Source organism: Chryseobacterium sp. FH2 (genome assembly GCF_001045455.1).
GTDB lineage: Bacteria > Bacteroidota > Bacteroidia > Flavobacteriales > Weeksellaceae > Chryseobacterium.
In genome coordinates, this window is sequence record NZ_LFNE01000012.1 from 91,675 (window position 1) to 103,506 (window position 11,832).

At 30.4% G+C, this 11,832-nt stretch carries 15 protein-coding genes and 2 pseudogenes; 3 read left to right on the plus strand and 14 right to left on the minus strand.

Annotated features, from left to right (window positions below):
- Positions 1-782: 782 nt before the first annotated feature.
- From ACM39_RS19500 to ACM39_RS16745, 3 genes are all read left to right on the plus strand, one after another.
- Positions 783-1,058 carry a helix-turn-helix domain-containing protein gene (locus tag ACM39_RS19500; RefSeq protein WP_228377142.1) on the plus strand — a complete coding sequence of 92 codons (276 nt, stop codon included), beginning with the start codon at positions 783-785 and terminating at the stop codon, positions 1,056-1,058.
- A gap of 95 nt (positions 1,059-1,153) precedes the next feature.
- Positions 1,154-2,242 carry an FAD-dependent monooxygenase gene (locus tag ACM39_RS16740; RefSeq protein WP_228377143.1) on the plus strand — a complete coding sequence of 363 codons (1,089 nt, stop codon included), beginning with the start codon at positions 1,154-1,156 and terminating at the stop codon, positions 2,240-2,242.
- 585 nt (positions 2,243-2,827) lie between these two features.
- Positions 2,828-3,187, plus strand: coding sequence for a cupin domain-containing protein (locus ACM39_RS16745; RefSeq protein WP_048512190.1), 360 nt, complete (start codon positions 2,828-2,830; stop codon positions 3,185-3,187).
- Between the two features lie 33 nt (positions 3,188-3,220).
- Here the strand turns inward: ACM39_RS16745 and ACM39_RS16750 are convergent, their stop codons facing one another.
- From ACM39_RS16750 to ACM39_RS19300, 14 genes and pseudogenes are all read right to left on the minus strand, one after another.
- Positions 3,221-3,655: a bacteriophage T4 gp5 trimerisation domain-containing protein gene (locus ACM39_RS16750; protein ID WP_048512191.1), complete on the minus strand. Its 435-nt coding sequence runs from the start codon at positions 3,653-3,655 to the stop codon at positions 3,221-3,223.
- Between the two features lie 13 nt (positions 3,656-3,668).
- Positions 3,669-3,860, minus strand: a pseudogene (locus tag ACM39_RS16755) (phage baseplate assembly protein V); the annotation flags it as partial.
- Between the two features lie 79 nt (positions 3,861-3,939).
- Positions 3,940-4,575: a hypothetical protein gene (locus ACM39_RS16760; RefSeq protein WP_048512193.1), complete on the minus strand. Its 636-nt coding sequence runs from the start codon at positions 4,573-4,575 to the stop codon at positions 3,940-3,942.
- A 19-nt stretch (positions 4,576-4,594) separates the two neighbouring features.
- Positions 4,595-5,107, minus strand: a complete 513-nt coding sequence (locus ACM39_RS16765; protein WP_048512194.1) for a hypothetical protein — start codon at positions 5,105-5,107, stop codon at positions 4,595-4,597.
- A gap of 225 nt (positions 5,108-5,332) precedes the next feature.
- Positions 5,333-5,908: a hypothetical protein gene (locus ACM39_RS16770; RefSeq protein WP_048512195.1), complete on the minus strand. Its 576-nt coding sequence runs from the start codon at positions 5,906-5,908 to the stop codon at positions 5,333-5,335.
- The gene (locus ACM39_RS16775; RefSeq protein WP_048512196.1) at positions 5,905-7,128 is read right to left on the minus strand and encodes a hypothetical protein; all 1,224 of its coding nucleotides are present in this window, start codon (positions 7,126-7,128) and stop codon (positions 5,905-5,907) included. Before ACM39_RS16775 ends, ACM39_RS16770 begins: the two co-directional genes overlap by 4 nt.
- Positions 7,129-7,139: 11 nt before the next feature.
- Positions 7,140-7,727 carry a hypothetical protein gene (locus ACM39_RS16780; protein ID WP_228377144.1) on the minus strand — a complete coding sequence of 196 codons (588 nt, stop codon included), beginning with the start codon at positions 7,725-7,727 and terminating at the stop codon, positions 7,140-7,142.
- Positions 7,728-8,291: 564 nt separating this feature from the next.
- On the minus strand, positions 8,292-9,134 hold the full coding sequence (locus ACM39_RS16785) for a hypothetical protein (RefSeq protein ID WP_131701478.1): 843 nt from the start codon (positions 9,132-9,134) through the stop codon (positions 8,292-8,294).
- Positions 9,119-9,268, minus strand: a complete 150-nt coding sequence (locus ACM39_RS19290; protein ID WP_165585131.1) for a hypothetical protein — start codon at positions 9,266-9,268, stop codon at positions 9,119-9,121. The genes ACM39_RS16785 and ACM39_RS19290 overlap by 16 nt, the downstream gene beginning before the upstream one ends.
- Positions 9,252-9,425 carry a hypothetical protein gene (locus ACM39_RS19295; protein WP_165585132.1) on the minus strand — a complete coding sequence of 58 codons (174 nt, stop codon included), beginning with the start codon at positions 9,423-9,425 and terminating at the stop codon, positions 9,252-9,254. The genes ACM39_RS19290 and ACM39_RS19295 overlap by 17 nt, the downstream gene beginning before the upstream one ends.
- Positions 9,426-9,427: 2 nt before the next feature.
- Positions 9,428-9,940, minus strand: coding sequence for a hypothetical protein (locus tag ACM39_RS16790; protein ID WP_048512199.1), 513 nt, complete (start codon positions 9,938-9,940; stop codon positions 9,428-9,430).
- Positions 9,941-10,027: 87 nt separating this feature from the next.
- On the minus strand, positions 10,028-10,567 hold the full coding sequence (locus ACM39_RS16795) for a hypothetical protein (RefSeq protein WP_131701479.1): 540 nt from the start codon (positions 10,565-10,567) through the stop codon (positions 10,028-10,030).
- Entirely contained in the window at positions 10,536-11,564 is a 1,029-nt protein-coding gene (locus ACM39_RS16800) for a hypothetical protein (RefSeq protein ID WP_048512201.1), read from the minus strand. Before ACM39_RS16800 ends, ACM39_RS16795 begins: the two co-directional genes overlap by 32 nt.
- A 4-nt stretch (positions 11,565-11,568) precedes the next feature.
- Positions 11,569-11,832, minus strand: a pseudogene (locus ACM39_RS19300) (Vgr family protein); the annotation flags it as partial.

Consider the following 11,832-nt stretch of genomic DNA (forward strand, 5'->3'; position numbering starts at 1 on the left):
CTATTTTATGCAAATAGCGAATTTGTATTTCTTAAATTTAGATATATATTGTCATATTCTAAATTAGATCCTGTTTTATATAGAGTAAAACAGGATCTTAATAAAAAAAGGGCTTTAATATGATATGCGCAGCAACCGAAATTGTCAAGCGTTAAAGCTATTATTTAGTTGAATAAAATCAGATAAGTGGCCAGAAAGCAAGAAAGCATACCTGTAAACTCAATGGATGATGAATTCGTCCAGGGTATTGACATAGACAAAATTTACATTGAACAATCTGACTTTAAAGCCAGTGAGTATTATGCGGAAGCGAGCTTGGCACATCGGGACGAGGGACATACATTCCATATTGTTGAGAAAGGAAGTGTTGTTATAGAAATTGATTTTCAAAAATATAAAATCGATGCACCAGCAATAGTTTATATGCATCCAAATCAAGTGCATCGAATTTTGGAATTTTCAAATATATGCGTATGGACTCTTGCTGTCAAAAATGAAAATCTAAATACAGTTTACTGTGACTTGTTGGAAGAGCTTGCACCTCTTAAACCATTGTCTTTATCAAACGATATCAGTGCAAAAATATTTGAAATTTTTACTATCTGCCTAAATTTTTCAAGAGAAAACAATGACCACCTTCATTATTTAATTTTGAAAGATAGTTGTAATACCTTAGTAGGCTTAATCATTTCAGTTTTTTTAAGTCAGAAAAAATCTCCAGTAAAACTTTCAAGAATGGAGCTTATTTCAAAAGCGTTTCAACAATTGTTGGAAAAGGAATATTGTACAATAAAGCGGCCTGGCAGATATGCGGAGCTGTTAAATATCTCGCCCCATTATTTGAACGAAAGTGTAAAAATACGACCGGTTTATCAGTTTCACAGCATATCCAGAATCGTATTGTACTGGAAGCAAAACGTTTGCTTTACCACACCGATAAATCGGTTAAAGAAATCTCTTTTGAGCTGGGTTATGATGACTACCCTTATTTCTCCAGATTTTTTACCAAAGCTGCAGGAATGTCTGCATTGAAGTTTAGGAGCAAAAGGCACAGATAGTCCAATACTTTCTCCGATTAACCATTTTCCTGCATTGTTTTACTTTGGATATTTGTACTATAAAGTTTAAACAAATGGAAATGCAAGAAACTAAAATGGTGCTAATATCCGGAGCAAGCTTTGCCGGCTTGACAATGGCATATTGGCTGAATAAAAGAGGGTATAAAATAACTGTGGTTGAAATCGGAACTCATCTAAAAATGGGAGGCACACCTGTTGATATTAAAGATAAAACTGTTGATATCGTTAGACGGATGGGGCTTTTTGAACAGATAAAAGCCAATAGAATCGGGCCCAGCAAGTGGGAATTTAAAAATGCCAATGATGTTAGCGAACATACTGTTTTATTGGAAAAATTACCTAACAATGAGTTTGAAATAGAAAGAGATGTATTACTCAATATGTTCTTTGATCTCGTAAAGGATGATGTTGAATTCATTTTTGATAATAGCATTGTTTCACTATGTGAATTAGAGAACAATATTGAAGTTATTTTTAAAGATGGTTCGCAATATGTTTATGATCTGGTGTTTGGCTGTGATGGCGTACATTCGACGGTAAGGAAAATCTGGTTTGGAGAAGAAAAGGTGTACAGTCATTTTTTAGGGCAATATTTTTCTATTGGTATTGCGGATAGATTACTGGTAGAAGAGGGGGCTTACCAAATGTATGCAGAGCCCAATAAAGGCGTTGCGCTTTACGCATACAACAACAAAACTGACATTATCTTTACTTTCCGGCCTGAAACAGAAATTGAATACGATTTCCGTGATCCGGAGCAACATAAAAGAATCATTGTGAAGCAATTTGCAGGGGCTAGCTGGCGAACTGCCGAATTATTAAAAGAAATATTAAATTCTAAATCGTTCTACTTTGATAAATTTTGCCAGATCAAAATGCCAGCATGGACAAAAGGACGAGTTGCACTGGTCGGGGATGCGGGCTATTGTGCGTCACCGGCGGCCGGTATGGGTGGTTCATTAGCGATAATAGGTGCGACGGCACTGGCTGATGCTTTTGAAAAATATAATGGAAATTTTGAATTGGCCTTTGAAGGATACAACAGGGAACTGCGTCCTTTTATAGAGAGTATACAGGCAGGTGCTGTAGAAACGTTGGATAAACTTCTACCACGGACAGAGGAGGAAATAAGATTAAGAAATAAAAACGGAGTGAACCTTTAAAATAAGCAAAAATGAATTGGAAATTCATATCCTTATGCGAATCACTACGAATTAGAGTTTTTGACCTTGAAATACTTATATTTGCTTAATGAACTTAGTTTATTGTAGTTAAGATTTTACAAGAATTAACAAGATAGACGAGTGTGTGGCACATATGTGGCATCTTTCAATTTTAAATTTGTAACAATCTTATTTCTAATTGATTATGTCGTTAGGTGATATTCCCTCTCTCTCCGCCAGTACACGGAAGAAGATTTCTTAGAAGTGTGGTAAAAGCTAAAAAAGCCTGCAATTTTAAAAATTGCAGGCTTTTTTTCAAAGAACTCCTGAAATTTTCAAAATGATCATAATTATTGTGGCAGAATCGTGGTACTTTTGGGATACTTATTTCGGAGATTTGGATAATTCCATCTGAATTTTGTTATTGAAATTTGTATCAAAAAAAATAATGATACAGGAAAGGGTAGTACTAAATTGACATGTCAACAATCCTATTTTGTAATTTTGTCCATCGTTATTTGCAAGATTATACAATATTGCTGTATATTGAAATAGTTTTAATCTCACTTAAATATCAATCATTAAATGGATAAAGTAATTTTAAAGGAAAAGTTTCCCTTGTTTTCAGAATATTGGTCGCCAAAAATTGTTGGCGAGCTCAACGGGCAAAATGTTAAGCTTGCTAAATTCAAAGGCGAATTTGTTTGGCACAAACACGACAATGAAGATGAAATGTTTTTTGTCGTAGACGGTACTTTGAAGATTGAATTTCGCGACAAAACCGTAACGTTGAATAAAGATGAATTTTTAATCGTTCCCAAAGGGGTAGAACATAAACCCGTTGCTGAAAACGAGGTTTTAGTAATGTTGTTTGAACCCTCAACGACGCTCAACACAGGCGATACTGAAAACGGATTAACAAAACACCAATTGGATTGGATATAAAAGTTGTACTAATTCACTTTTGATTTTTTCTTTTTAAAGTGAATCAGTGCCAACAGATAACATCTTCATCATACCCACACTAATGGTTTTGTTCATTCCTACTGTTTCCGAAGAATACGTTGATACATTAATGATTTGGTTTTCGCCAACATTTATGGTAAGATTTCCGCCAACCTGTATTAGTAAATTTTTAGGAACATTAAGCGTGGCATTTCCTTGCCCATCAAAATGTAAGAAATTTCTGTCGGGTGTGCTTTGTTTCCAGCTTCCTTCGGCATCATTGCCGAGATTTTCAATGCCGCTTCTCGTTTTAAATACTTTCAAATCATTGTTCGGTGTGGCATATCCACTCACATCATTACCATTATACATTGCTCCCGGCATAAAAGGTTTCTCGGCATTGCCACCTTCAAAACCCACCAAAACCTCAAAAGGCAATCCATTTCTAATTTCAATATCTTTGCCCATCAATGTATCTGTTCGTAGTTGTAGCTTTTATTTTGTTATCAGAAGTTCCATATCCGCTTGTTTCTGAGCCATTATAATGCGTTCCCATCACAAAAGGCTTTTCGGCATTCTGGCCTTCAAAGCCAACCAAAACTTCCTCACCAATTTCAGGAATAAAATGAAACCCTTTTCCTGCTCCGGAGTGGGGTTGTATCAACCGTATCCACGTGTCATTTGGTTTTGGGCAATTATCATTTACTTATACTTTAAAGTGATTCTATCCCTACCTTTGGAACAGTACCTATTTATTTTATTTTTTCAACCCCAGTAACATCTACAAATATTATTTCTTTAAAAGAACTTTGATATTTTGCACAAAAACCTAATATTTTTTCATAATTTATAATATCATTTGTGCCTGAAAAACATATTATTGTTATTTTTTTTTCATTTGGATTAAAAAAATAAACGTAATTAACCCCTTTAAAATAGTCAAAATATTCATAGTTGTTTTGTTTTTCTATTTTTTTTAATTCAAATTTTAAATTTTCAAATGCGACCTCTGTTTCTTCACTATTAGAGTAAATAAAATCATAAATTTGGTATTGACTCTCATTTTTATATTTTCCAGCTTCCTGAGGAAGATTTTTTTGAAAGTATAGATTTTTTGCAAGACATTCTTCATTTGAATGATATAATGTGTTTTTATGAATAGATTCTATTTTTAATATTGTTTTAGGGTTAATTAATTTCAAAAAAATAGGAGTAATTGAAGAAGGAGATGTTAAAGGAATTTCAGAAATTTTACATAACAGAGTATTGTTTATCTCTTTTTTTGGAGGATAAGTTTCGATACTAATATCTTTTTCTACCTGTTTTTTAACGCAAGAGTTAAAATTAATAGTGAATAACAAAATAAGAATAAGAAATAGCATTTTCATTATCTATAATCTTTTAAATTTATTCCTTCTTTATTTTATCAATTATAACAACATTTTCAAAATCTTTACCAAAATATGCTGTAATTACAAAAACCTCTATTGTTAATTCTGATACATTTTTTAGTTCCTTTATAATATTACTGTCTAATACTGTAAAGTAAAATTTCAAATTATTTTGCCTTATACTAATTGCCGTTGGTTCTGTCCCCAGATTTTTATACTTAGTATATAATTGAAATTCTAAACTATCATTGTTTAATGTTTTAAAGTTTTTTTCATTTTGAAATAAAAAAAAACCTTTCCCAAAATTATTGTCAAAAACTCCTCTAATTTTCTTTTTAGAAATTAAGACTGAATCTGTAGATACTAAACGAATCTGCGACACTATATTACATAGTTTGGTTTCATCTGTAAAATGTAAACATTGCTCTTTATTTATGCTCTTCGAAAAATTTGTGTTATGGACTGTTTGTGTGTTTTGATACCAACATCCATTAAATATGGTTAATATAAACAATGCAATTAATTTCATTTTGATTCTCTTACTTGAGTTACAATATACTTTTTATAGCTTGAGTTTGTAAAGTAATCATTTCTTGAATCTGCAGCCCCTTCTAATTTATATTCCTTACAAATACAATAAAGTCGATTTAAATTGGAAGTACCCACGTCAGCATTTCCTGTTGCATTATCATCAAACAAAAAGTAATTTCCATTCTCATCACTTAATATCTTTTAAATTAGCATCAAGAACTCATTAAAAAAGTAATTTAACTTTATTGTACTCACTCTTAATTTCATTTATTTTTCTCTCAATTTCTTTTCGTATTCCTGATATTGTTGCATTATATGTTATTAATGTTAAACAATTTTTTTCTTTATTCAAAAGAATCACCATTCCTCTTTTAAAAAATTCAAAATATTTTACACTTTTTCTTGCATTTTTTGAAAGTTCATCAATCTTATTATAAATATATTCAGCCTTATTGTTTAAGTAGTAAATATCATATACTTTTATTGAACTGTCTGATGTATTGTAGTTAATACCCGATTTTATTTCATTTATATAAAAAATAGAGTCTATTAATAATCTATCTTCACCAAAAAACAAATCGCTATTTTCCAGCGAAATACTCGATTCTGTATTAATTTTAAATTTTTGTTTTAAAGATTTATTAATTAGTCTCACATCAGAAATTTCAATTTTTATTTGTTTTTGTATAATCGTATCTTCTATTGTATTTACTTTTTTATTATTTTCATTTACTTTACCATTACAAGAAAATATTGTCAAAAGCAAACTTAAAAATATTACCATCTTAGATTTTTTCATTTCTCATCTTTTAAATTAGCACCAAGTAAAATTCGCTCATTATTATTTTCGAAAACCAACTCTTCACCTATCCCATGGTAATCATAATATCTTATCTGAGCAATCTTATTATTTTTGTCATATACATAGGATTTAAAAATCACAGAATGTCCATATGAAAAATATCCGTCATTTATTTTACTAAGTGAATTTTTAATTGATTTTTTTAAAGTTTCCCAATTTGTGAGTTTTTTATTCCTCCAAAATTGAATCATAGCCCCCTCTTCCAATTTTCCTCCCCAAACTTCTTCATGAGTTAATAATTCTGCATATTCGTTCTTTGCTAAAGCACCTCCAACTCCATATCCAAAATAGTCATCAGGAATATTTTTCGATATTGTGCCAGAATATATATAATCATCTCCTTTTGTAGTAATTTTTATCGCATCTGTAATTTTACAATCTTCAAATGCTTTCCCAACCCTTGCCATCGAAACAGCAAAACACATTCCTAAACAATTTTGATATTTATTTGCAATATCTATTGATTCTTGAGGATGTCCAAATGTATATTCATCCGTAGCTGGTAGATGTTCCCCAAGTTTAGCTATTGGTAAACCTTCAATATTTTTCGTTAAAGTTCTCCCTACTTTAGAACCGTATTTTATAGCCCCACAAAAAACATTTTTCACTCCTCCGTCAAAAATCCAATCGTTATCATCGGCATAAAAACTTATTTGTCCTATCTTTTTAGATTTATCCCATTCTACTTCAAAACTATCTCCGTATTTTAAATTTTTAAAAACTTTACTCTCTATAAATTTATCATCTACATCATAAAACTTTGCCGTAATATTACCGCCATCACTATCGTTTGCCGTTGGATTTCCTTTAATTACATTAAGTTTTACCTTTACAATCTTATCTTCACTTATAAATTTAATGTTTTTAGATTTTGGCTTCCTCAAACTTTGCTGTATGTATATGCTCAAAGTCCATTCTTTATTTCCATTCGTTTGAACTTTATTGCTACTATTTTGTACTTCATCAATATTTACAACAGGAATATACGAATTATCAGAATCCAGTTCAACTTCCTCATACTCTCCAATAAAAGTATTTGGGGCAACCCAAATATTTTTGCCTTTTGCGTTAAACTCGGCACTTCCGTCAAAAGTATGAAACACAATCTCTCCTTTGCTCGTGATTTCTGTTATTCCCTCTACCACTCTAATTTTCATCCTATCATCATTTAGTAATCATTAGACTTTTCTCCGCTGTTTCTTTTGACGGTAGTAGAAGCATTCACGTTTACATTTGTTTCGCTACTTACTTTCATCTTATTTGTAATCGTTTGAATGCCTTTTTCACTATAACTTTGCAAATCGCCCATTATATGTTCTATCATTTTACCTACAACCGTAATATTCGCATTTCCCATTACAGAACTCACATAATTCATTCCAACAGTTTGCGTATAATTCATTCCTGCAGAAGTGAAAATATTCATATTGGCATTTACATTCACGTTTTCTCCTGCGGTAATATTGATAGATTTTCCTGCAGAAATATTAATGTTTTCAGGGGCTTTTATATCAATATTACCGTCGCCGTAGAAAATCGCTATCGTTTGACCTTTTTGGCTTTCCAATGTTACATCTCCCGTTTCATCATTCATAATTAAACGGTTGCCAATTCGGCTGTGCAATACTTTCAAACCATTGTTCGGTGTGGCATATCCACTCACTTCATTATCATTATACATTGCTCCCAGCATAAAGGGTTTCTCGGCATTGCCACCTTCAAAACCCACCAAAATCTGCTCACCAAACTCAGGAATAAAATGAAAATTGTTACCTAACTATTAATTATACAAACCCCTATAATTCTTGAATGAGATTACAATATTTGAAACAAGAAACGCAGTTATAAGGACATATAACACACTTTCAATCAATAGATAATTTTTATTATAATAAAAAATTTCAGAAATATTAATAAACTCAAATAAATAAATAAATAATAGTAACAGTATATTAAATATCAATAATGATTTTGATTTTTCAACACTTAAAATTTTAAAAGGGATTATTAAAATAAAAAAATTTAATATAAACAAAAAAGGTATTGTTGAACCAGAGCCAATTTTAAGAATATTAAAAAGCAAGCTTGCGAGTAAAACAATTGTACTGAGATATTTCTTTTTTAATAAGAAATAAGTAACACAAATAGTTAGTAATATTGATATCCAATTAAAAATTATTATACTTTTTGTTACAGAATAACACTCTGTACTAGAATCACAAAATAATCCTAAGTCAAATTGTGAGTTGTATAATATAGTATAACCAAAATAGCTAATTAAGCCCAATAAAAAATATACTATTAATAATTTTTTCATAAACTAGCCTTTTGGAAATGCCATTGTTTGACATGGAATTATTACATCTTTGTCTTTTTGAAAAATACACATACAATTAGGTGGTCCCAAGGGAAAATCCCCTGGCTTTACCTCATTATATGCGCCTTGCGGTTGCCAAGGATAAATTTTATCTAATTTCATTTCATGTTTTTTATACTCTCTGAATTCATCGTCTTTCGTTATATCAATATTGACTTTCTCTAAATTATCTGCTATTTTTAAATCGATTCTATCCGCTCGACTACCCCAAGTATTTTCATAATTACTTCTTTTTAAAAAAGCATGAACTTTTCCACCCAATCTATCCGCAAGCTTCTGAGCAAGACTTTCTTTTTCTCCCCATGTAAATCGTTCAATCTCTGTATCATTATCTACACTTAAACCAGTTCTACAAGCAAAAGACCAAATCTCATTATCTTTAGAAAAACTTTTAGGATTAAATTTGGAATAATTATTTAAATTCAATTCATTTGACTTTGCTGTTTCTGTTGATGTTATTTTGTTATTTTTTTTATAAATGTCCCAGTCTAACATGAAAGTTATTCTACTAGGCATTCCGTGGGAATAAATATATATACTTTTAACCTTATATATATTCCCATACATATCTGGTTGAGTTCTACAATCAGTTCCTAATTTTGAATATCCAAAATTTATATAATTAAATAACTCAGAAATATTACTAATTTCTATAATCTTTATATTACTTTTATATTTTTTAAGAGCTTTTTCCATTTCATTTATCATGTTCTGTGAATAACCATATTTAAAATAAATCACAGTCTGTACACTCGATATCCTTACGCGTCTTATAGCTTGTGCCATAACATTAATTTATTTACTGGTTTTTTATCATGAACTTCACTTCCAATGACTATAATATTTTCATTATATGCCACAATATGGTTTAAACTCGGTTTTCCAGGCTTATATACTCCAATACTATTGCTTGTTCCCATTAGAAGAGATTTTTTTAGCACTATTTAAAATCAGTTTCCCTTCTGTAGCTTCTACCCACTTAGATTCTGTGATTTCCTCAATCTTTTTACCCACGATAACGGTTTCTTTATTTTCCGTTTTAATAATCATATTCTTGGAAGTCTTAATAATCGCCATAACTAAAAAAGATTAGATTTTTCCCCACTATTCCATTCTATGGTCTTAGCACTCTGCATTGTCATATTTTCCTGCGTACTGCTTATATTGATTTCTCCCGCAAAAGTTTCTGAAGTTTTAGATTGTCTTAACACTGTTTCATCCACCATTTCGGTCCTATTATTAGCCATCTCCATTCTATTACCTGTTGCGGTTTCCATAATATCATTCCCTGCTGTAACTCCAATATTATTTCCTGCACTGGTAGAAATATTTTGTCCCACAGATGTCGTCATATTTTCCCCCACATTAATGTTCATGTTTTTACAGTTAAAAGTCATTGTTTCTGGTGCTGTAACCGTAATATTACTTCCTACAGTATCGAAAATCATTTCGTTACCACTTTTGTCGGTCAAAATAATGCTTTCATCTTCTGTAAATTTCAAAATATGTCCGCTTCGTGTATGGATTGCTTTAATGCTGTTATCGGAAGTTCCATATCCACTTGTCTCACTTCCATTGTAGTGCGTACCCATCACAAAAGGTTTCTCGGCATTTTGAGAATTGTAATTTTGTTTTTGCTAAGATTAGTTAGCTTCTTTGAAGATAACAACTATATTTATCTATTCAAGATTGATTTTTGAACATTTTATTAAATATTCTCTATTGTTAAATAAATTTTCTTGTACATCATCAAAATTATTTTTTTTCAAAGAAAAATTTATTTTTTTAGGGATTTTGTATTGGCATTTTTCAGTTAGTAATCTTTCATTTAGAGGATTAGTTCTATAACTTGAAAGATTTAATAAAAACCAATCTCTTTTGACTTTATCATAGGTGAAACTTAATAAATCATAATCAAGATATTTTGGGGCATATGTAAATTTAAAAATAATAATATTTCTCACTATTTTTAGATTTATAATACCTGCTTCATCATTATAATTTGAGAAAAAAAATATTGAATCAACTTTTTTTCCGATATCTGATTTTTTATATTCAAAAATAAATCTATTATTAACAGGATCCTTATAAACAATATCTTTTATTTTATCTAGATCAAGATCAATTTTCGCTATTACTTTATATTGCGCACTACATATTGTACAAAATAATAAAAATAAAATAATTTTACTTTTTCTTAGAGATACATATTTCATCATATTTAAATAGTAATTTTAAATTTTTTGTGAATTCTTTTCGTTCTTTAAGTCCATAAGGATTTTTTACTTTTCCATTTATACATTGTGATACTCTTAAAACATCATCTGTATCTGCAACCAAGTTAATATTTTCTCCTGTTGGCACTGTTTTTCCAAGATTTTCCCAGTACCAGCCAGCTGAGCCAAATGCAAAATGCAAATTACTCGCAATAAGTGATGCAGAATCTACATCTACTATTTCGATAACTTTTTCCTTAAGTGGTTTACCATTTTTATTTAGAATTTTCTTACCATTAACATCTACTTTATCTTTATAATAAATATATTTTTCCTTATTGAGAGGCTGCCTGTTAAATAATTCATCTATTTTTTTATTATTTAATAATTGTGGTTCTTTTTCTAATACATAAGAAAAATATTTTTTCTGAGTTTTCCTCCAAGTCAGTTGAATTATGCCTCGACCTTTATATCTTGGACCATCTCCATCTACAGTATGTTCCATAGCTTTGGCATCACTGTGATTTCCAGGATTATATTTTTTACCAGAAGAATATTCTAAAGTAGTTCCATATCTTGATGACTCGTGATATGATTGTGCCAAAAAATGAATTTTTCTAATACAACTATTTATACTATGATTTTTCATTATATTATTAAGTTCATCACACAATCTTTTATAAGTTTTGTCAGATTCTGGCAATGGACAGTTTTCATCATAAAATAGAGATGTCGTTTTTATTTTTTCTGTTTCACGTAAAGTTTGAATGATTGTTTTAATTTCATTCTCTGTAAAATCTCTATTACAATAGCATTTTTTTTCCTCTATATCTTCTTCTGAGGATGGCGGTTTTTCAGGTTCGCCATTTAATATACCATCCATAGCATTAAAAATAATTTCTTTTCCTGAAGTAATTTCGTAACCTTCTGTAGCATAGACTTTATAGCTTCCTCCTATCTCTTCTATCAAATCTCCACCGATATAAGTTTCCTTACTCATATATTTAATGACTTTTAGATTTTTCCCCCGAATTATGTTGTATCTCCTTTTGGGAATGGAATTCGTGATTTTCAGTTGATTGAATATTTCCTTTACCGTTGATGATGGTTTGTTTGTCTTTTTCTATCTTACTTTCCTTATTCCCTTGGATAAACTCGACTACTTTTCCCACAACATTGGTCATAAAATCCATTCCTACAGAAAGATTTTTAAGCATCCCCACACTTTCAGTATGGTTCATTCCAATGCTGTCTGATTTATTCATACC

What these genes read in the sequence shown, in the direction of transcription:
- ACM39_RS16740 (WP_228377143.1), top strand. Translation starts at nt 1,154, where the DNA reads ATGGTGCTAATATCCGGAGCAAGCTTTGCCGGCTTGACAATGGCATAT.
- ACM39_RS16745 (WP_048512190.1), top strand. Translation starts at nt 2,828, where the DNA reads ATGGATAAAGTAATTTTAAAGGAAAAGTTTCCCTTGTTTTCAGAATAT.
- ACM39_RS16750 (WP_048512191.1), bottom strand. Translation starts at nt 3,655, where the DNA reads ATGGGCAAAGATATTGAAATTAGAAATGGATTGCCTTTTGAGGTTTTG.
- ACM39_RS16760 (WP_048512193.1), bottom strand. Translation starts at nt 4,575, where the DNA reads ATGAAAATGCTATTTCTTATTCTTATTTTGTTATTCACTATTAATTTT.
- ACM39_RS16765 (WP_048512194.1), bottom strand. Translation starts at nt 5,107, where the DNA reads ATGAAATTAATTGCATTGTTTATATTAACCATATTTAATGGATGTTGG.
- ACM39_RS16770 (WP_048512195.1), bottom strand. Translation starts at nt 5,908, where the DNA reads ATGAAAAAATCTAAGATGGTAATATTTTTAAGTTTGCTTTTGACAATA.
- ACM39_RS16775 (WP_048512196.1), bottom strand. Translation starts at nt 7,128, where the DNA reads ATGAAAATTAGAGTGGTAGAGGGAATAACAGAAATCACGAGCAAAGGA.
- ACM39_RS16785 (WP_131701478.1), bottom strand. Translation starts at nt 9,134, where the DNA reads ATGGCACAAGCTATAAGACGCGTAAGGATATCGAGTGTACAGACTGTG.
- ACM39_RS19290 (WP_165585131.1), bottom strand. Translation starts at nt 9,268, where the DNA reads ATGGGAACAAGCAATAGTATTGGAGTATATAAGCCTGGAAAACCGAGT.
- ACM39_RS19295 (WP_165585132.1), bottom strand. Translation starts at nt 9,425, where the DNA reads ATGGCGATTATTAAGACTTCCAAGAATATGATTATTAAAACGGAAAAT.
- ACM39_RS16790 (WP_048512199.1), bottom strand. Translation starts at nt 9,940, where the DNA reads ATGGGTACGCACTACAATGGAAGTGAGACAAGTGGATATGGAACTTCC.
- ACM39_RS16795 (WP_131701479.1), bottom strand. Translation starts at nt 10,567, where the DNA reads ATGATGAAATATGTATCTCTAAGAAAAAGTAAAATTATTTTATTTTTA.
- ACM39_RS16800 (WP_048512201.1), bottom strand. Translation starts at nt 11,564, where the DNA reads ATGAGTAAGGAAACTTATATCGGTGGAGATTTGATAGAAGAGATAGGA.